Genomic DNA, 18,028 nt, shown 5'->3' on the forward strand with positions numbered 1-18,028 from the left:
GACTGACGGGACGAACGGCGCTATGACGACTGAGGCACTTGACCGCACGGAAGCGGACGAGGAGGAGGCGGGCACGGGCGCCGTGGGCGGCAGCCGCGCGTTCGCCCTCACGCTCGTGATCACCGGCGCCATGGGGCTGCTGGCCGCCTGGGTCATTACGCTGGACAAGACCAAGATCCTCGAAGCCAAGGTCGACGGCCGGACGTTCACCCCCGGCTGCAGCCTCAACCCCATCGTCTCCTGCGGCAACATCATGGAGAGCGCGCAGGCCAAGGCGTTCGGGTTCTCCAACCCGATGCTGGGCCTGGTCGCGTACGGCATCGTGATCTCGATCGGGCTGGGGCTGCTGGCCGGCGCCCGCTACCGCCGCTGGTACTGGCTCGGTTTCGAGGCCGGCTGCCTCTTCGGCGTCGGCTTCGTGACCTGGCTCCAGTACCAGTCGCTGTACGTCATCGGCTCGCTCTGCCTGTGGTGCTGCCTGGCCTGGGTCGCCACGATCTTCATGTTCTGGTACGTCACCCTGAACAACATCCGGCACGGCTTCATCCCGCTCCCGGCCGGGCTGCGCCGCGGCCTGCTGGAGTTCCACTGGGTCGTCCCGGTGCTCTGGGTCGGCGTGATCGGCATGCTGATCCTCACCCGCTGGTGGTCGTTCTGGACCGGCGGCAGCGCCTGATCGCAGGTCAACGCCGTATGACGGCGTTGTCAGCGGGGTGGCATAGGGTTTCGGTGTGGAACCAGACCTGTTCACCGCCGCCGCCGAGGACCGCCAGGAGAGGGAGCCCTCCAGCAGTCCGCTGGCCGTCCGGATGCGCCCGCGCACCCTCGACGAAGTCGTGGGCCAGCAGCATCTCCTGAAGCCGGGCTCGCCGCTGCGCCGCCTGGTCGGCGAGGGGAGCGGCGGCCCGGCCGGGCCGTCCTCGGTGATCCTCTGGGGCCCGCCCGGCATCGGCAAGACGACGCTCGCCTACGTCGTCAGCCAGGCCACCAACAAGCGGTTCGTGGAGCTGTCCGCGATCACCGCGGGCGTCAAGGAGGTGCGGGCCGTCATCGACGGCGCGCGCCGCGCCTCCGGGGGGTACGGCAAGGAGACCGTGCTCTTCCTCGACGAGATCCACCGCTTCAGCAAGGCCCAGCAGGACTCGCTGCTGCCCGCCGTCGAGAACCGCTGGGTGACCCTCGTCGCGGCCACCACCGAGAACCCCTACTTCTCGATCATCTCCCCGCTGCTCTCCCGGTCGCTGCTGCTGACCCTGGAGCCGCTGACCGACGACGACCTGCGCGGCCTGCTGCACCGGGCGCTCGCGGACGAGCGGGGGCTGGGCGGCGCCGTCGCGCTGCCCGCCGACTCCGAGGCGCACCTGCTGCGCATCGCGGGCGGCGACGCGCGCCGGGCGCTGACCGCGCTGGAGGCGGGCGCGGGCTCGGCCATCGCCAACGGCGAGGGCGAGATCACGCTGGAGACCCTGTCGGACGCCGTCAACCAGGCGGCGGTGAAGTACGACCGCGACGGCGACCAGCACTACGACGTCGCCAGCGCGCTGATCAAGTCCATCCGCGGCTCGGACGTGGACGCGGCGCTGCACTATCTGGCGCGCATGATCGAGGCGGGGGAGGACCCGCGGTTCATCGCACGGCGGCTGATGATCTCGGCCAGCGAGGACGTGGGCCTCGCGGACCCCGGCGCCTTGCAGACCACCGTCGCCGCCGCGCAGGCCGTCGCCCTGATCGGCTTCCCCGAGGCCCGGATCATCCTCGGCCAGGCGACCGTCGCGCTCGCCCTCGCGCCCAAGTCCAACGCGGCCTATCTGGCGATCGACGCGGCGCTCACGGACGTACGGGCCGGGCTGGCCGGCCCCGTGCCGCCGCATCTGCGCGACGGGCACTACAAGGGGGCTCAGAAGCTCGGCCACGGGCAGGGCTATCTCTACCCGCACGACCTTCCGGGCGGGATCGCCGCCCAGCAGTACGCGCCGGACGCGGTGCACGGCAAGCGCTATTACGAGCCGACGCGCTACGGCGCCGAGGCCCGGTACGCGGATGTGGTGGAGCGGGTCCGCGCGCGGCTGCGCGGGGAGCAGCCGCCGTCGGCCGGGGACGGAGCGTCCTAAGGGCGGCTGGGGCAGCTGGGGCGGCTGCGGCCGCCCGCGGGCCGTCCGCCGGGCCGGGTCGCGTCGTGCGCGGCCATGGCCCCTGCTTCCGCTTCGGCCGTGTCGCCTTTTACCCGGTTTACCCGGCCGCGGCGTCGAAGAGCGTGTGCATGGCGCGCCGCAGTTCGGCGATGTCCCGGACCGGTTCCGGGAAGTCGAACCGCGCGTCGAAGGAGCGGTCCGCCGGGTCGGTGAAGCGCACCCGGAGCCCGAAGCGGTCCAGGGCCACCGGCACGGCGCGGTCGCGCGTGCCGCAGAGTCCGGCGGCGCGCTCGCCGAGCAGTCCGCACAGCGCGCGCACCTGGTCGCCGTGGGCGGAGTGCAGATGCTGGAGCAGGTCCGCCTCGTGGGCCACCAGCGGGTCGGCGACGGCCGCGGCGAACTCCTCGGGCTCGACGTTCTGCGCGCCCCACAGGTCGTCCACGCACGCCTCGCCGACCTCCAGGCGCAGCAGCATCCAGGCCGGCCGGCCGTACTGCCCCGGCACGGGGTCCGGCTGGAGCGCCTCGCCGATGCCGAGCAGCTCGCCGACCGGGTGGCGCTCGGCGAGGAGCATCGCGTACCCGGCCCGCTGCTCGCCGCGTACGGGCGTGAGCCAGCCCGCGATCCAGGCGCGCCCGCGGATGCGGTGCGGCACGGAGACGGGGGCCACGTCGGTGATCTCCATCACGGCGGCGAGGTCGTCGTCCTGGGCGTGCGCGGCGGCTCGGGCCGCCGGAGAGTCGCCAGGAAGCAGCAGTAGCACGTCACCCTCGGGGGTGACGGTTCGCGCCGCGGGGGACCCGAGAGTGGGCTCCGGGCCCTCCTCGATTCCCGGAATCGAGAGAGAGGCCGTAGCGTTGGATTCGGCGAGGGTTCGTACGCGCTCGGCGGCATCGGGCCGCTGGGCGTCTTCCACGGGGCGCGGCTGACTCGACTCGGTGCTGTCGGTGCTGGGCAGGGGGCTCCCAGGTCGAAACATGCGATCTCCTCCGCTAAGGTAAGCCTAACCTAACTTACATGGAGGTCCGTTCCACGTGAACCAGTCGCGTCCCAAGGTCAAGAAGTCGCGCGCGCTCGGCATCGCGCTGACGCCCAAGGCCGTCAAGTACTTCGAGGCCCGTCCCTACCCGCCCGGCGAGCACGGCCGCGGTCGCAAGCAGAACAGCGACTACAAGGTCCGTCTGCTCGAGAAGCAGCGTCTGCGCGCGCAGTACGACATCAGCGAGCGTCAGATGGCCCGTGCCTACGACCGCGCTCGGAAGGTCGAAGGCAAGACGGGCGAGGCCCTGATCGTCGAGCTTGAGCGCCGTCTGGACGCGCTCGTCCTGCGGTCGGGAATCGCCCGCACGATCTACCAGGCCCGCCAGATGGTGGTCCACGGCCACATCGAGGTCAACGGCCGCAAGGTCGACAAGCCCTCCTTCCGCGTCCGTCCCGACGACGTCGTGATGGTCCGCGAGCGCAGCCGCGAGAAGCACCCCTTCCAGGTCGCGCGCGAAGGCGGCTACGACACCGACGGCGAGACCCCGCGCTACCTGCAGGTCAACCTGCCGGCGCTGGCCTTCCGCCTGGACCGGGACCCCAACCGCAAGGAGATCCCGGTGATCTGCGACGAGCAGCTCGTCGTCGAGTACTACGCCCGCTGATCCAGCGGTCCGCAGCACTCCCGGAGCCGGTGTCCCGACACCGGCTCCTCAGCCCGCCGTCTCCCCGCCGCTCGCGGAGGGGGAGGCGGCGGGCTGCTGCGTGGGCGCGGGCCTCGCCTCCACCGCGCTCCGCGCGCCCGGCACCGCCGCCGGCCGCGCCCGGCAGCCGCGCAGCGCCCGCGCCACCGCCGCGCCCTCCTCCATCGCCGCCCCCTCGCGCACCAGCCGCGCGTACCGCTCCGCGCCGATCCGCCCCCGCACCGCCTCCTCGCACAGCGCGTGCGGCGCGTTGAAGAACCGCGAGCCGAACAGCGGCAGCCCCACCGACCGCCAGATCCGCCCCGCCGCCCCCTGCAGCACCGCGGCCTCCGCAGGGTCGCCGCCCTCCGCGGTGAGCAGCGCCAGCAGCTCGACCGCCAGCACCGTGCCCACCAGGTCGTGGAAGGCGTGGTCGATGACCAGGCACTCCTCCAGGAACGCCCGCGCCCGCGCCGGCTCGCCGCGGGTCCAGGCGGCGAACCCCAGCACGTACAGCGCGTACGCCAGGGTCCACCGCTCGCCGTGGTCCTCGCAGATCTCCCGGACCTCCTGGCACAGGTCCACCGCGCCCGCGACATCGCCCTGGAAGGCGACCGCCATTGCCAGCTCCACCTGGCCCATCAGCACATTGCTGTTCAGCTCGCCGATCTCGCGGTAGCGCGCCAGCGCCGCCCGCAGCAGCTCCTCGGCGCGCGCCATGTCGTCGGAGACCAGCGCGAGACACCCCATGCGGTGCAGCGCGTACGCGCCGGCCGACTCGCTGCCCGTACGCTCCGCCTCGTCGCCGCACTCCTGGAGCGCCCCGAGGGCCGCGACCGTGTCGCCCTGGAGCAGCGCGACATAGCCCGCCACCCACAGCGCCTTCAGCCGCGCCTCGTCATGGCCGGTGTCCAGCTCCAGCGCGCGGTCCAGCCAGAGCCGCCCCTCCGTCAGCCGGCCGCAGCCGACCCAGAAGAACCACAGCGTGCCCGCCAGATACTGGCCGAGATGGGCGTCCTCCTGCGTCAGGCCGCACTCCAGGGCCGCCCGCAGATTCGGCAGCTCCACGTCGATCCGCGCGGCGACCTCCGCCTGCCGCGGGCTGAACCACTCCAGCTCGCACCACGTCGCCAGCCCCATGAACCAGTCGCGGTGCCGGCGGCGCATCCGCTCCGCGTCGCCGAGCGAATCCAGCCACCCCGCGCCGTACATCCGCACGGTGTCCAGCAGCCGGTAGCGGACCCCCGTCGGGTGCTCCTCCCGGCTGAGCACGGACTGCGCCACCAGCCCGGTCAGCACGTCGAGCACCTCGTGCTCCGGCAGATCCGGCCCCGAGCAGATGTATTCGGCCGCCTCCAGGTCGAAATGGGCCGCGAAGACCGTGAGCCGCGCCCACAGCAGCCGCTCGCGGGGCGTGCACAGCTCATGGCTCCAGCCGATGGCCGTACGCAGCGCCTGGTGGCGCGGCAGCTCGCCGCGGGCCCCGCCGGTCAGCAGCTCGAAGCGGTCGTCCAGGCGGTGCAGCACCTGCTCCACGGAGAGCGCGCCGAGCCGGCCGGCCGCCAGCTCCAGCGCGAGCGGAATGCCGTCGAGCCGGCGGCACAGCTCGGCGACGGTGGCGCGGGCCGCGGTGCCCGGCCGGGTCGCGAAGCCGGGGACGACGGCCGCCGCCCGGTCCTCGAACAGCGCGACCGCGGCGGGCTCCGGCATCGGCCCCAGCGGGAAGCGCCGCTCGCCCGCGACGTCCAGCGGCCGCCGGCCCGCCGCCAGCACCCGCAGCCCCGGCGCGCGCCGCAGCAGTTCGCGGGCGAGCGCCGCGCACTCCTCGACGAACTGCTCGCAGCCGTCGAGCACCAGCAGCAGCTGACGGTCGGCGAGATGGCCGGCGAGTGCGGCGCGCGGCGCGCGGTCCGTGGCGTCGGGGATTCCCAGGGCCTCCGCGACCGTGTGGTCCACCAGCGCCGGGTCGTGCACGGCGGACAGCTCGACCAGCCACACACCGTCGCAGAAGCGATCCTGCACTCGCGCCGCGGCGTGCGTCGCGAAGCGCGTCTTGCCGACGCCGCCGACGCCGGTCACGGTCACCAGCCGCGCGTCGGCGTCGTCCAACTGCCGCGCCAGCGCGGCCAGCTCACCGTCCCGCCCGATGAAACGATTGAGCTCCGCGGGCAGATTGCCCGGCCTGCCGGGGGGCGCGGAACTGGAGCCGGAGAAGAGCCCGGGGCGCGGAGAGCGTCGCATGAGACACGTAGCGTACTCATAAGTAAGCGGACCGTAAACACCCGTTCCGCGGCGGCCGTTGACGCCGGGCGGCAATGCGGTACGGGCCCTTCGCCCCGGCGCGATAAGGTCGGTACCCGACGTTTACGACCAGCAGGGAGCGGTGCAACGTGTCCGGTGGAGAGGTGGCCGGGATCCTCGTGGCCGTCTTCTGGGCGATCCTCGTGTCCTTCATCGCCCTGGTGCTGGTGAGGCTCGCGCAGACCCTGAAGGCGACCACCAAGCTCGTCTCGGACGTCTCCGAGCAGGCCGTGCCGCTGCTCTCCGAGGCGTCCGCGACCGTACGGTCCGCCAACAGCCAGCTCGCCCGCGTCGACTCGATCGCGGCGGACGTCCAGGAAGTCACCGCGAACGCCTCCGCGCTCTCCTCGACCGTCTCCTCCGCCTTCGGCGGACCCCTGGTCAAGGTCGCCGCGTTCGGCTACGGCGTCCGCCGCGCCATCGGCCGCAAGCCGGCCGCGGCGCCCGCGCCCGAGCGCACCGTCGTCATCGGAAAGAGCCTGCCGTCCGCCCGGCGCGGCAGCCGCCGCACCCGTGGGAAGGGCTGACCCGAGGAATGTTCCGCCGCACCTTCTGGTTCACGACCGGTGTCGCCGCCGGCGTCTGGGCCACCACCAAGGTCAACCGCAAGCTGAACCAGCTCACCCCGGAGAGCCTGGCCATGCAGGCCGCCGACCGCGCCGTCATCGCGGGCCGGAAGGTCAAGCTCTTCGCCCTCGACGTGCGCGACGGCATGGCGGACCGGGAAGCGGCCCTCAAGGACGCGCTCGGCCTGACCGCGCCGGCGGGCGGCCCCGAGCGGCAGGCGCTGCCCGCGCAGCGCGAGTTCGCCGCCCTCGACCCGCAGCAGACGAAGTACCCGTACAACCGGAATGAGGACCACTGATGGAGTCGGCTGAAATCCGCCGCCGCTGGCTGCGCTTCTTCGAGGAGCGTGGGCACCATGTCGTGCCGTCGGCGTCGCTGATCGCGGACGACCCGACGCTGCTCCTGGTCCCCGCGGGCATGGTCCCCTTCAAGCCGTACTTCCTCGGCGAGGTCAAGGCCCCCTGGCAGCGCGCCACCAGCGTCCAGAAGTGCGTCCGCACCCCGGACATCGAAGAGGTCGGCAAGACCACCCGGCACGGCACCTTCTTCCAGATGTGCGGCAACTTCTCCTTCGGGGACTACTTCAAGGAAGGCGCCATCACGTTCGCCTGGGAGCTGCTGACCAGCTCCGTGGCGGACGGCGGCTACGGCCTGGACCCCGAGAAGCTCTGGATCACCGTCTACCTCGACGACGACGAGGCCGAGCGGATCTGGCGCGAGGTCGTGGGCGTCCCCGCCGAGCGCATCCAGCGCCTCGGCAAGTCGGAGAACTACTGGTCCATGGGCGTCCCCGGACCCTGCGGCCCCTGCTCCGAGATCAACTACGACCGCGGCCCCGAGTTCGGCGTCGAGGGCGGCCCGGCCGTCAACGACGAGCGCTACGTGGAGATCTGGAACCTGGTCTTCATGCAGTACGAGCGCGGTGCGGGCGACGGCAAGGAGGACTTCCCGATCCTCGGGGACCTCCCCAGCCAGAACATCGACACCGGCCTCGGCCTCGAACGCCTCGCGATGATCCTCCAGGGCGTCCGGAACATGTACGAGACCGACACCCTGCGCGTCGTCATGGACAAGGCCACCGACCTGACCGGCGTGGCCTACGGCGCCGACGCGGCCTCGGACGTCTCGCTGCGCGTGGTCGCCGACCACCTCCGTACGTCCGTCATGCTCATCGGCGACGGCGTCACCCCCGGCAACGAGGGCCGCGGCTATGTGCTGCGCCGCATCATGCGCCGCGCCATCCGCAACATGCGCCTCCTCGGCGCCACCGAGCCGGTCGTCGCGGAGCTGGTGGACACCGTCCTCAAGACGATGGGTCAGCAGTACCCCGAGCTCCTGACGGACCGTAAGCGCATCGAGACCGTGGCCCTCGCCGAAGAGGCCGCCTTCCTCAAGGCGCTCAAGGGCGGCACCAACATCCTCGACACCGCCGTCACCGAGACCAAGGCTGCCGGCGGCCGGGTGCTGGCCGGCGAAAAAGCGTTCCTGCTCCACGACACGTGGGGCTTCCCCATCGACCTCACCCTGGAGATGGCCGCCGAACAGGGCCTGTCCGTGGACGAGGACGGCTTCCGCCGCCTGATGAAGGAGCAGCGGGAGCGGGCCAAGGCCGACGCCAAGGCCAAGAAGACCGGCCACGCCGACCTCTCCGCGTACCGCGAGATCGCCGACAACTCGGGCGCGACCGACTTCACCGGCTACACCCTCACCGAGAACGAGTCGACCGTCGTCGGCCTGCTCGTCGACGGCGTGCCCTCGCCCGCCGCCGCCGAGGGCGACGAGGTCGAGGTCATCCTCGACCGCTCCCCGTTCTACGCCGAGGGCGGCGGCCAGCTCGCCGACACCGGCCGCATCCGGCTGGAGACCGGCGCCGTGATCGAGGTCCGCGACGTCCAGAAGCCGGTGCCCGGCGTCCACGTCCACAAGGGCGTCGTCCAGGTCGGCGAGGTCGTGGTCGGCACCGCCGCGCACGCCGCCATCGACGTCAAGCGCCGCCGCGCCATCGCACGCGCCCACAGCGCCACCCACCTGACCCACCAGGCGCTGCGCGACGCGCTCGGCCCGACCGCCGCCCAGGCCGGCTCCGAGAACTCGCCCGGCCGCTTCCGCTTCGACTTCGGCTCGCCCAACGCCGTGCCCGGCACGGTCCTCACCGACGTCGAGCAGCGCATCAACGACGTGCTCTCCCGCGAACTCGACGTCCAGGCCGAGGTCATGAGCATCGACGACGCCAAGAAGCAGGGCGCCATCGCCGAGTTCGGCGAGAAGTACGGCGAGCGGGTGCGGGTGGTGACCATCGGCGACTTCTCCAAGGAGCTGTGCGGCGGCACCCACGTCCACAACACCGCCCAGCTCGGCCTGGTCAAGCTGCTCGGCGAGTCCTCCATCGGCTCCGGCGTGCGCCGCGTCGAGGCGCTGGTCGGCGCGGACGCCTACAACTTCCTGGCCAAGGAGCACACCGTCGTCGCCCAGCTGACCGACCTGGTCAAGGGGCGGCCGGAGGAGCTGCCGGAGAAGATCTCCGGCATGCTCGCCAAGCTCAAGGACGCCGAGAAGGAGATCGAGCGGTACCGCGCCGAGAAGGTCCTCCAGGCCGCCGCCGGGCTGGCCGAGGGCGCCAAGGACGTACGCGGGGTGGCGCTGGCCGCCGGCCGCGTGCCCGACGGCACCTCCGCGGACGACCTGCGCAAGCTCGTCCTCGACGTGCGCGGCCGCATCCAGGGCGGCCGGGCGGCCGTCGTGGCCCTGTTCACCGTCGCGAACGGCCGGCCGCTGACCGTCATCGCCACCAACGACGCCGCCCGCGACCGCGGCCTCAAGGCCGGCGACCTGGTCCGTACGGCCGCCAAGACGCTCGGCGGGGGCGGCGGCGGCAAGCCGGACGTCGCCCAGGGCGGCGGCCAGAACCCCGAAGCGGTCGACGAGGCCATCGCCGCCGTCGAACGCCTCGTCGCCGAAGCGGCCTAGCGCCGTGCGACGCGGCAGACGCATCGCCGTCGACGTCGGGGACGCCCGGATCGGGGTCGCCTCGTGCGACCCCGACGGGGTCCTGGCCACGCCCGTGGAGACCGTGCCGGGGCGCGACCTCCCGGCCGCGTACCGGCGGCTCGCGGCCATCGTGGGCGAATACGAGCCGATCGAGGTCATCGCCGGCCTGCCCCGCTCCCTGAAGGGCGGGGAGGGGCCGGCCGCGGCCAAGGTACGGGCCTTCGCGCGGGAGCTGGCGGTACGCGTCGCCCCGGTGCCGGTCCGGCTGGTGGACGAACGGATGACCACGGTCACGGCCGCGCAGGGACTGCGCGCCTCCGGGGTCAACGCGAAGAAGGGCCGCTCCGTCGTCGACCAGGCGGCCGCGGTGATCATCCTGCAGAACGCGCTGGAGACCGAACGGACCTCGGGGGAGCCGCCCGGGGAGGCCGTCGAAGTGGACGACTGATGGAGGTACGGTAACGTTCCGCGCGAAACGGCAGCCGTTCGAACGCCGGCCGTGAAGGAACCAGGCGGCCGGCCGCGAGCTCCATGGAGCACGGTCCGGTCGCCGACACGCGGCTCTAGGGGATCGATGACTGAGTATGGCCGGGGTCCTGAGCCCCAACCGTGGCATCCCGAGGACCCCCTCTACGGGGACCAGGGTTACGGCGGGCATCAGCCGAACGGCGCCCAGGGGCCGTACGGCGGTCAGCAGGACCCTTACGGCGGTCATCCGCAGCAGTACGCGGACCAGTCACAGCACCCGCAGTACCAGCAGTACGCGCAGCAACACCCCCAGCAGTACGGACAGCAGCAGTACCCCGATCAGCAGCAGCCGTACCCCGGTCAGCCGTACCAGGGCCAGCAGTTTCCCGACTACGGCCAGCAGCAGGATCAGCAGTACCAGAACCAGCACTACCAGAATCAGCCGTACGAGGTCCAGCAGTTCGCGGACCAGCCGCAGCAGTACGGCTGGGACCCCCTGCAGGGAGGCCCCGCCCAGTACGGGATGAACTACCAGGATCCGTACGGCCGGCCCGTCGACCCCTACGGCGGCGGGAACCCGGACTACTACGGCGCCCAGGACCCGTACGCGCAGCAGCAGCCGCAGCAGCAGCCACAGCCACAGCACCCGCAGCACCCGCAGCAGCCGGGCGAGGAGCAGCACGCCCCCCAGCAGGCGCCCGGGCATCAACAGGCGCCTGGGCCGCAGCAGGCCCCCGGGGACCAGCAGGCCCAGCGCGGGCAGGGCGATCAGCAGGACCGGCCGGAGAACCCGTTGGAGCGGACCCAGGCCCAGCCGCAGGTCCCCGAGCAGGCCGAGGAGTGGGACGCGGAGCCGGACGGCCCCGAGGAGCACCCCTTCTTCTCGGGCCGCGGCGACGGCGACCGGGACGACGACGAGGCCGGGAAGGCCGACAAGGACTCCGGGGACCGGCGCGGCAAGAAGACCAAGCGCCGCTCCGGCATGGCCTGCATGGTCGTCGTCGTGGTGCTGGTCGGCGGCGTCGGCGGGGGCGGCTACTTCGCCTACCAGTTCTGGCAGAGCCGCTACGGGGCCGCGCCCGACTTCTCCGGGGAGGGCTCCGGCGAGGTCCAGGTCGACATCCCGGCGGGCGCCAGCGGGATCGAGATGGGCCGGGTCCTCAAGGCGCAGGGCGTCGTCAAGAGCGTCGGCGCCTTCACCGAGGCCGTCGCCAAGAACCCCAAGGGCAAGACCATCCAGGGCGGCGCCTACACCCTGCGCAAGGGCATGTCGGGCGCGGCGGCCGTCGCGCTGATGACGGACCCCAAGACCCGCAACTCCCTCACGATCCCCGAGGGCAGGCGCAGCGTGCAGGTCTACGCCGCGATCGACAAGAAGCTCGGCCTCAAGGAGGGGACGACCAAGGACGTCGCCAAGAACGAGGCCAAGAACCTCGGGCTGCCCGACTGGGCCGGCGACGAGCCGGATCTGAAGGACCCGCTGGAGGGCTTCCTCTTCCCCTCGCAGTACAGCGTCAGCAAGGGCACCAAGCCCGCGGACGTGCTGCGCGAGATGGTCAGCCGCGCCAAGAGCCGGTACGCCAAGTACGACCTGGAGGGCAAGGCCAAGGAGCTGGGGCTCAAGTCGCCGCTCCAGGTCATCACGGTGGCCAGCCTCGTGCAGGCGGAGGGCATGACGCACGACGACTTCCGCAAGATGTCGCGCGTCGTCTACAACCGCCTCAAGCCCACCAACAGCGAGACCAACGGCAAGCTCGAATTCGACTCGACGTACAACTACGCGACGAACCAGAGCAAGATCAACCTGAGCCCCGCGCAGCTCCGGGCCTTCCACCACCCGTACAACACGTACTACATCAAGGGGCTGCCGCCCGGCCCGATCAGCAACCCGGGCAGCGACGCCGTCGAAGCGGCGATGGACCCGGAGCCCGGGGACTGGTACTACTTCGTCGCCACGGACGGCAAGGTCACCAAGTTCGCCAAGACCCTGGCCGAGCACGACAAGCTCGTGCAGGAGTTCAACGCGAACCAGAAGCACAAGAACGGCACGTGATGACGGACCAGCGGAACCGAGACCGGAACGATCGCGAAGGGGCGCACGGCCGTCGGGCGGCCGTGCTGGGCTCGCCGATCGCCCACTCGCTCTCCCCGGCGCTGCACCGCGCCGCGTACGCGGAGCTCGGACTCGACGGCTGGGCGTACGACAGCTTCGACGTGACCGAGGCGGATCTCCCCGCGTTCGTCGCATCCCTCGACGCCTCCTGGGCCGGGCTGTCCCTGACCATGCCGCTCAAGCGCGCGGTCCTGCCGCTGCTGGACGAGGTCAGCGACACCGCGGCCGCCGTCGAGGCCGTCAACACCGTCGTCCGCACCGCCGACGGCCGGCTCCTCGGCGACAACACCGACATCCCCGGCATGGTCGCCGCGCTGCGCGAACGCGGCGTCGAGCGGGTGGAGAGCGCCGCCGTCCTGGGCGCCGGAGCCACCGCCTCCGCCGCGTTGGCCGCGCTCGCCCGGATCTGCTCGGGCGAGGTCACCGTGTACGTGCGCAGCGCGGCCCGCGCCGCCGAGATGCGCGAGTGGGGCGAGCGGCTCGGGGCGCCGGTGCGCACCGCCGACTGGACGGACGCCGCGGCGGCCCTCACCGCGCCGCTTGTCGTGGCGACCACTCCGGCCGGCACCGCCGACGCCCTCGCGGGCGCCGTCCCGGACGGCGCGGGCACCCTCTTCGACGTGCTGTACGAGCCGTGGCCGACGCCGCTCGCCGCCGCCTGGGCGGACCGCGGCGGCGCCGTGATCGGCGGCCTGGACCTCCTCATCCACCAGGCCGTCCTCCAGGTCGAGCAGATGACCGGCCGCTCGCCCGGACCGCTGGCCGCGATGCGCGCCGCGGGCGAGGCGGCGCTGGCCGCCCGTACGGCCTGAGCGCTCCTCGCCGGTCCACGTCCTGGACCGGCGTCTGGTCCACGTCCCGGACCGGCGTCCGGGCCGCGCCGTGAACCATGGGAGGATCGGGGGCGGCGGGTCAGGGCCGCGCACCGGGCCGCGCCGACTCAGGTCCAAGGCGCGAGCAAGAGGAGCACCGTTGAGCAGGTTGCGCTGGCTGACGGCGGGGGAGTCGCACGGCCCCGCACTGGTGGCGACGCTGGAGGGCCTTCCGGCCGGCGTGCCGATCACCACGGACATGGTGGCGGACGCCCTGGCGCGGCGGCGGCTGGGCTACGGCCGCGGCGCGCGCATGAAGTTCGAGCGCGACGAGGTGACCTTCCTCGGCGGCGTCCGGCACGGCCTGACCCTCGGCTCGCCCGTCGCGGTCATGGTCGGCAACACCGAGTGGCCCAAGTGGGAACAGGTCATGGCGGCCGACCCGGTGGACCCCGAAGAGCTCGCCGCGCTGGCCCGCAACGCGCCGCTGACCCGGCCCCGCCCCGGCCACGCGGACCTCGCCGGCATGCAGAAGTACGGCTTCGACGAGGCCCGCCCGATCCTGGAGCGCGCCTCCGCCCGCGAGACCGCCGCCCGCGTCGCGCTCGGCGCGGTGGCCCGCTCCTTCCTCAAGGAGACGGCCGGCATCGAGATCGTCTCGCACGTCGTGGAGCTGGCCGCGGCCAAGGCCCCGTACGGCGTCCTGCCCAAGCCCTCCGACGTCGAGCGGCTCGACGCCGACCCGGTGCGCTGCCTGGACGAGGCCGCGAGCGAGGCGATGGTCGCCGAGATCGACCAGGCCCACAAGGACGGCGACACCCTCGGCGGCGTCGTCGAGGTGCTCGCCTACGGCGTGCCCGTCGGCCTCGGCAGCCACGTCCACTGGGACCGCCGCCTCGACTCGCGCCTCGCCGGCGCCCTGATGGGCATTCAGGCGATCAAGGGCGTCGAGCTCGGCGACGGCTTCGACCTGGCGCGAGTCCCCGGCTCCAAGGCGCACGACGAGATCGTCTCCACCGACGAGGGCCTCCGCCGCACCTCCGGCCGCTCCGGCGGCACCGAGGGCGGCCTGAGCACCGGCGAGCTGCTGCGCGTACGGGCCGCCATGAAGCCCATCGCGACCGTGCCGCGCGCCCTGGCCACCGTGGACGTCGTCACCGGCGAGGCGACCCAGGCCCACCACCAGCGCTCCGACGTGTGCGCGGTGCCCGCCGCCGGCATCGTCGCCGAGGCGATGGTCGCGCTGGTGCTGGCGGACGCGGTCACGGAGAAGTTCGGCGGCGACAGCGTGCCGGAGACCCGGCGCAACGTCCAGGGCTTCCTCGACGGGCTGGCCATCAAGTGACGCCGCCCGCCGTCGTCATCGTGGGTCCGCCGGGAGCGGGCAAGTCCACCGCCGGCGCGCTCCTCGCCGAACGGCTCGGCACCGCATACCGGGACACCGACGCCGACATCGAGCGGGCCGCCGGCAAGCCGATCTCCGAGATCTTCATCGACGAGGGCGAGCCGCACTTCCGCGAGCTGGAGCGGCAGGCCGTACGGGACGCCGTCGCCGGCCACGCCGGGGTGCTCTCCCTCGGCGGCGGCGCGATCATGGACGCGGGCACCCGCGCGCTGCTCGCCGGGCTGCCGGTCGTCTTCCTCGACGTCTCCCTCGCCGACGCCGTACGCCGGGTGGGGCTCGACGCCCCGCGCCCGCTGCTCGCCGTCAACCCGCGGCAGCGCTGGCGCGAGCTGATGGAGGCGCGCCGCCCGCTCTACACCGAGGTCGCCCGCGCGGTCGTCACCACCGACGGCCGCACCCCCGAGGACGTCGCCGAGGCGGTCCTCGACGCCCTGGAGCTCCGAATTGCTCCCAAGGACTGACCCGCGACCGCACACGGCCGCGGGCACGAGGCAGCACGCAGTGAGGAACGTATGACCGAGGCACCCACCCGTATCCAGGTCGCCGGCAGCGCGGGCAGCGCCCCGTACGAGGTCCTGGTCGGCCGGCAGCTGCTGGGCGAACTGCCCGCGCTGATCGGCCCCGCGGCCAAGCGCGTCGCGATCCTGCACCCCGAGGCGCTCGCCGAGACCGGTGCGGTGCTCCGCGAGGACCTGGCCGCCCAGGGGTACGAGGCCATCGCCATCCAGCTCCCGAACGCCGAGGAGGCCAAGACCGTCGAGGTCGCGGCGTACTGCTGGAAGGCGCTCGGCCAGACCAACTTCACCCGCACCGACGCGATCGTCGGCGTCGGCGGCGGCGCCACCACCGACGTCGCCGGCTTCGTCGCCGCGACCTGGCTGCGCGGGGTGCGCTGGATCGCGGTGCCCACCACCGTGCTCGGCATGGTCGACGCGGCGGTCGGCGGCAAGACCGGGATCAACACCGCCGAGGGCAAGAACCTCGTCGGCGCCTTCCACCCGCCGGCCGGGGTGCTGTGCGACCTGGCCGCGCTGGACTCGCTGCCCGTGCACGACTACGTCAGCGGCCTCGCCGAGATCATCAAGGCGGGCTTCATCGCCGACCCGGCCATCCTCGACCTGATCGAGGCGGACCCGGAGGCCGCCCGCAGCCCCGGCGGTCCGCACACCGCCGAGCTCGTGGAGCGCTCCATCCGCGTCAAGGCCGAAGTGGTCTCCTCGGACCTCAAGGAGTCCGGGCTGCGCGAGATCCTCAACTACGGGCACACCCTCGCCCACGCGATCGAGAAGAACGAGCGCTACAACTGGCGGCACGGCGCGGCCGTCTCCGTCGGCATGGTCTTCGCCGCCGAACTCGGCCGGATCGCCGGGCGGCTGGACGACGCCACCGCCGACCGGCACCGCGCGGTCCTGGAGTCGGTCGGGCTGCCGGTCACCTACCGCGGCGACCAGTGGCCCAAGCTGCTGGACACCATGAAGGTCGACAAGAAGTCCCGCGGCGACCTGCTGCGCTTCATCGTCCTCGACGGGCTGGCCAAACCGACGGTGCTGGAGGGCCCGGACCCGGCGATGCTGCTGGCCGCACACGCCGAGATCGCGGCGTGATGGAGATGGCGGACAACAGTGCGGCCCCGCGCCGCGTACTGGTCCTCAACGGCCCCAACCTCGGCCGCCTCGGCTCCCGCGAGCCCGACGTCTACGGCGCGACCTCCTACGCCGGGCTCGTCGAGACGTGCACCGCGCTCGGCGCGGAGCTCGGCTTCGAGGTGGACGTCCGCGAGACCAACGACGAGGGGGAGCTGATCCGCTGGCTGCACGAGGCCGCGGACGGCCGCCTTCCGGTGGTCATCAACCCCGGTGCGTTCACCCACTATTCGTACGGAATGCGCGACGCGGCGGCGCAGCGCACCGCGCCCCTGATCGAGGTGCACATCTCCAACCCGCACGCCCGCGAGGAGTTCCGGCACAACTCCGTCATCGCGGCCGTGGCCAGCGGCACCGTCGCGGGCTTCGGCATCGGCTCCTACCGCCTCGCGCTGCGCGCCCTCGCGGACGAACTCGCAGGCTGACGCCGTGCGCGGGCACGCCGCGGGCCGCTGGGCCGTTCACACTCCGGCGGCCGGGGCGGGTACCCTCCGGTACCGGCCCGGCCTCGCGGCCGCTTGACACGGCGCCAGACGCCCGCACGAGACGGAGTGCCACCGAAATGCAGTACGCAGTGGGAGCTCCGCAGCCCCCGGCCCCCGGGCAGGGAACCGGTGCGGGCGGGCACGGCCAGGCGGCTCACCCCGCCGCGCCGCCGCCCGGCCCGGTCGCGGCGGGCTCCGGCGCGCCCGTACCGCCGCCCGCGCACCCGGCCGCGCCCGTACCGCCGCCCGCGCCTTCCGCCGCGCCCATACCTCCGGCCGCCCCGGCCCCCGCGCCCCGGACCGCGCCCGGCTGGGAGGGCCGCCAGCCGCCGACGGAGCCGGGCGGCCAGGTCCGGCTCCCGCCCGGCGCGCCGGTGCCGGTGCCCGGCGGCGGACCCGGCACAGCCGCGGCGGACGCCGCGCACGCCGCCGTGGCGGTGCTGCTGATCGGCCCGGCCGGGGCGGGCAAGACCACCGTGGCGCGCCACTGGGCGGACACCCGGCGGGTGCCCACCGCCCACATCAGCCTCGACGACGTCCGCGAATGGGTGCGCTCGGGCTTCGCCGACCCGCAGTCCGGATGGAACGACCACTCCGAGGCCCAGTACCGGCTCGCCCGCCGCACCTGCGGCTTCGCCGCCCGCAACTTCCTCGCCAACGGCATCTCCTGCATCCTGGACGACGCCGTCTTCCCGGACCGCCCCGTCGTCGGCCTCGGCGGCTGGAAGCGCCACGTCGGCCCCGGCCTGCTGCCCGTCGTCCTGCTGCCCGGCCTGGAGGTCGTTCTGGAGCGGAACGCCGCCCGGTCCGGCAATCGCCGCCTCGGCGACGAGGAGGTCGCCCGCATCCACGGCCGGATGGCCGGCTGGTACGGCTCCGGGCTGCCGATCATCGACAACACCCAGCAGGACGTGGCGACCACCGCCCGCCTCCTGGACGACGTGGTGGCCCGCTCGCTCGCCTCCCCGCCCAGCTGGTAGCCCCCGGCGGCGGCCCGCCGCCCGGTCGGACGCGCTGAACCGGCCGCCTCGGGCCGGTGATCGTAGGCTCGGCGCATGTCCGAGGTGTACGAGGCCCGACGCACCCGTCTGCGCGACCGGTGCGCCGCCGCCGGCAGCGAGTCCGCCCTGGTGTCCCGTCCCGCCAACGTCCGCTACCTGGCCGGCGGCGCGCCGGCCGGGGCGGTCCTCCTCCTCGGCCCGCCCGGCGCCGACCACGACCTCCTGATGTGCCCCCAGGACCCCTTCGGGGACCCGCGGCCCGCCGGCCGGCCCGCCGAGGGGCTGCGGGTCGCCGTGCTGCCCGCCCCGGACGCGGACCCGGCCGTCGCCGCCCCCGCCCCCCCCCCCGGGGGGGGGGGGGGGGGGGGGGGGGTGGGGGGGGGGGGGGGGGGGGGGGGTGCCGCACCAGCGGGGCTTGATGGCGGTGAGGGCCGTGACGTCGAGGGATT

Annotated in this window: 17 protein-coding genes and 1 pseudogene; 15 read left to right on the forward strand and 3 right to left on the reverse strand. The window is 73.4% G+C overall.

The genetic code is table 11. The annotated features are described in order from the left end of the window. Positions 1–22 precede the first annotated feature (22 nt). Together AB0I49_RS23080 and AB0I49_RS23085 are read left to right on the forward strand one after the other, a co-directional pair. On the forward strand, positions 23–676 hold the full coding sequence (locus AB0I49_RS23080; protein ID WP_363228910.1) for a vitamin K epoxide reductase family protein: 654 nt from the start codon (positions 23–25) through the stop codon (positions 674–676). A 55-nt stretch (positions 677–731) separates the two neighbouring features. Continuing rightward, positions 732–2,111: a replication-associated recombination protein A gene (locus AB0I49_RS23085; protein ID WP_363228912.1), complete on the forward strand. Its 1,380-nt coding sequence runs from the start codon at positions 732–734 to the stop codon at positions 2,109–2,111. Between the two features lie 118 nt (positions 2,112–2,229). Here the strand turns inward: AB0I49_RS23085 and AB0I49_RS23090 are convergent, their stop codons facing one another. Next, on the reverse strand, positions 2,230–3,111 hold the full coding sequence (locus AB0I49_RS23090; protein ID WP_363228913.1) for a DUF2470 domain-containing protein: 882 nt from the start codon (positions 3,109–3,111) through the stop codon (positions 2,230–2,232). Between the two features lie 55 nt (positions 3,112–3,166). Between AB0I49_RS23090 and rpsD the strand changes: the two genes are divergently transcribed. Next, entirely contained in the window at positions 3,167–3,778 is a 612-nt protein-coding gene (rpsD, locus tag AB0I49_RS23095; protein WP_363129709.1) for a 30S ribosomal protein S4, read from the forward strand. A 48-nt stretch (positions 3,779–3,826) separates the two neighbouring features. On the opposite strand, the gene AB0I49_RS23100 is transcribed toward rpsD, so the two are convergent. Then, a complete protein-coding gene (locus AB0I49_RS23100; RefSeq protein ID WP_363228914.1) occupies positions 3,827–6,037 on the reverse strand; it encodes an AAA family ATPase in 2,211 nt (736 codons plus the stop codon). Positions 6,038–6,186: 149 nt separating this feature from the next. Here AB0I49_RS23100 and AB0I49_RS23105 point away from each other — a divergent pair, with 149 nt between their 5' ends. Genes AB0I49_RS23105 through ruvX form a run of 4 tightly spaced genes read left to right on the forward strand, consistent with a single transcriptional unit; the run spans position 6,187 to position 10,100 of the window. After that, complete coding sequence (locus tag AB0I49_RS23105) at positions 6,187–6,624, forward strand: DUF948 domain-containing protein (protein WP_078643340.1); 438 nt, start codon at positions 6,187–6,189, stop codon at positions 6,622–6,624. Between the two features lie 8 nt (positions 6,625–6,632). Beyond that, positions 6,633–6,962 (forward strand): DUF6167 family protein, encoded by a 330-nt coding sequence (locus tag AB0I49_RS23110; RefSeq protein WP_363228915.1) that lies wholly within the window; start codon positions 6,633–6,635, stop codon positions 6,960–6,962. Continuing rightward, the gene (gene alaS / locus AB0I49_RS23115; RefSeq protein WP_363228916.1) at positions 6,962–9,631 is read left to right on the forward strand and encodes an alanine--tRNA ligase; all 2,670 of its coding nucleotides are present in this window, start codon (positions 6,962–6,964) and stop codon (positions 9,629–9,631) included. Before AB0I49_RS23110 ends, alaS begins: the two co-directional genes overlap by 1 nt. 4 nt (positions 9,632–9,635) lie before the next feature. Beyond that, positions 9,636–10,100, forward strand: coding sequence for a Holliday junction resolvase RuvX (gene ruvX, locus AB0I49_RS23120; RefSeq protein ID WP_363228917.1), 465 nt, complete (start codon positions 9,636–9,638; stop codon positions 10,098–10,100). A gap of 288 nt (positions 10,101–10,388) precedes the next feature. Here the strand turns inward: ruvX and AB0I49_RS23125 are convergent, their stop codons facing one another. Continuing rightward, positions 10,389–10,826 carry a hypothetical protein gene (locus tag AB0I49_RS23125; protein ID WP_363228918.1) on the reverse strand — a complete coding sequence of 146 codons (438 nt, stop codon included), beginning with the start codon at positions 10,824–10,826 and terminating at the stop codon, positions 10,389–10,391. An 87-nt stretch (positions 10,827–10,913) separates the two neighbouring features. On the opposite strand from AB0I49_RS23125, the gene mltG reads away from it, so the two are divergent. From mltG to AB0I49_RS23165, 8 genes and pseudogenes are all read left to right on the forward strand, one after another. Further along, entirely contained in the window at positions 10,914–12,173 is a 1,260-nt protein-coding gene (gene mltG / locus AB0I49_RS23130; RefSeq protein ID WP_363228919.1) for an endolytic transglycosylase MltG, read from the forward strand. Beyond that, positions 12,173–13,045, forward strand: a complete 873-nt coding sequence (locus tag AB0I49_RS23135) for a shikimate dehydrogenase (protein WP_363228920.1) — start codon at positions 12,173–12,175, stop codon at positions 13,043–13,045. Before mltG ends, AB0I49_RS23135 begins: the two co-directional genes overlap by 1 nt. Before the next feature lie 160 nt (positions 13,046–13,205). Further along, the gene (aroC, locus tag AB0I49_RS23140) at positions 13,206–14,390 is read left to right on the forward strand and encodes a chorismate synthase (protein ID WP_363228921.1); all 1,185 of its coding nucleotides are present in this window, start codon (positions 13,206–13,208) and stop codon (positions 14,388–14,390) included. Further along, positions 14,387–14,911: a shikimate kinase gene (locus AB0I49_RS23145; protein ID WP_363228922.1), complete on the forward strand. Its 525-nt coding sequence runs from the start codon at positions 14,387–14,389 to the stop codon at positions 14,909–14,911. The genes aroC and AB0I49_RS23145 overlap by 4 nt, the downstream gene beginning before the upstream one ends. Before the next feature lie 51 nt (positions 14,912–14,962). After that, entirely contained in the window at positions 14,963–16,054 is a 1,092-nt protein-coding gene (aroB, locus tag AB0I49_RS23150) for a 3-dehydroquinate synthase (protein WP_363228923.1), read from the forward strand. A gap of 5 nt (positions 16,055–16,059) precedes the next feature. Further along, on the forward strand, positions 16,060–16,518 hold the full coding sequence (gene aroQ / locus AB0I49_RS23155) for a type II 3-dehydroquinate dehydratase (RefSeq protein ID WP_363228924.1): 459 nt from the start codon (positions 16,060–16,062) through the stop codon (positions 16,516–16,518). A gap of 137 nt (positions 16,519–16,655) precedes the next feature. Continuing rightward, positions 16,656–17,558 (forward strand): AAA family ATPase, encoded by a 903-nt coding sequence (locus AB0I49_RS23160; RefSeq protein ID WP_363228925.1) that lies wholly within the window; start codon positions 16,656–16,658, stop codon positions 17,556–17,558. A 75-nt stretch (positions 17,559–17,633) separates the two neighbouring features. Beyond that, positions 17,634–17,912 (forward strand): annotated as a pseudogene (locus tag AB0I49_RS23165) (aminopeptidase P family N-terminal domain-containing protein); the annotation flags it as partial. Positions 17,913–18,028 lie beyond the last annotated feature (116 nt).

Source organism: Streptomyces sp. NPDC050617 (assembly GCF_040654795.1).
GTDB lineage: Bacteria > Actinomycetota > Actinomycetes > Streptomycetales > Streptomycetaceae > Streptomyces.

Excerpts from the sequence above, each read along its gene's own strand:
- AB0I49_RS23125 (WP_363228918.1), bottom strand. The coding sequence starts at position 10,826 with ATGCCCGGGCGCCTGCTGGGGGGCGTGCTGCTCCTCGCCCGGCTGCTG.
- AB0I49_RS23090 (WP_363228913.1), bottom strand. The coding sequence starts at position 3,111 with ATGTTTCGACCTGGGAGCCCCCTGCCCAGCACCGACAGCACCGAGTCG.
- AB0I49_RS23100 (WP_363228914.1), bottom strand. The coding sequence starts at position 6,037 with ATGCGACGCTCTCCGCGCCCCGGGCTCTTCTCCGGCTCCAGTTCCGCG.
- alaS (WP_363228916.1), top strand. The coding sequence starts at position 6,962 with ATGGAGTCGGCTGAAATCCGCCGCCGCTGGCTGCGCTTCTTCGAGGAG.
- AB0I49_RS23160 (WP_363228925.1), top strand. The coding sequence starts at position 16,656 with ATGCAGTACGCAGTGGGAGCTCCGCAGCCCCCGGCCCCCGGGCAGGGA.
- AB0I49_RS23110 (WP_363228915.1), top strand. The coding sequence starts at position 6,633 with ATGTTCCGCCGCACCTTCTGGTTCACGACCGGTGTCGCCGCCGGCGTC.
- aroQ (WP_363228924.1), top strand. The coding sequence starts at position 16,060 with ATGGCGGACAACAGTGCGGCCCCGCGCCGCGTACTGGTCCTCAACGGC.
- AB0I49_RS23135 (WP_363228920.1), top strand. The coding sequence starts at position 12,173 with ATGACGGACCAGCGGAACCGAGACCGGAACGATCGCGAAGGGGCGCAC.
- aroB (WP_363228923.1), top strand. The coding sequence starts at position 14,963 with ATGACCGAGGCACCCACCCGTATCCAGGTCGCCGGCAGCGCGGGCAGC.
- AB0I49_RS23080 (WP_363228910.1), top strand. The coding sequence starts at position 23 with ATGACGACTGAGGCACTTGACCGCACGGAAGCGGACGAGGAGGAGGCG.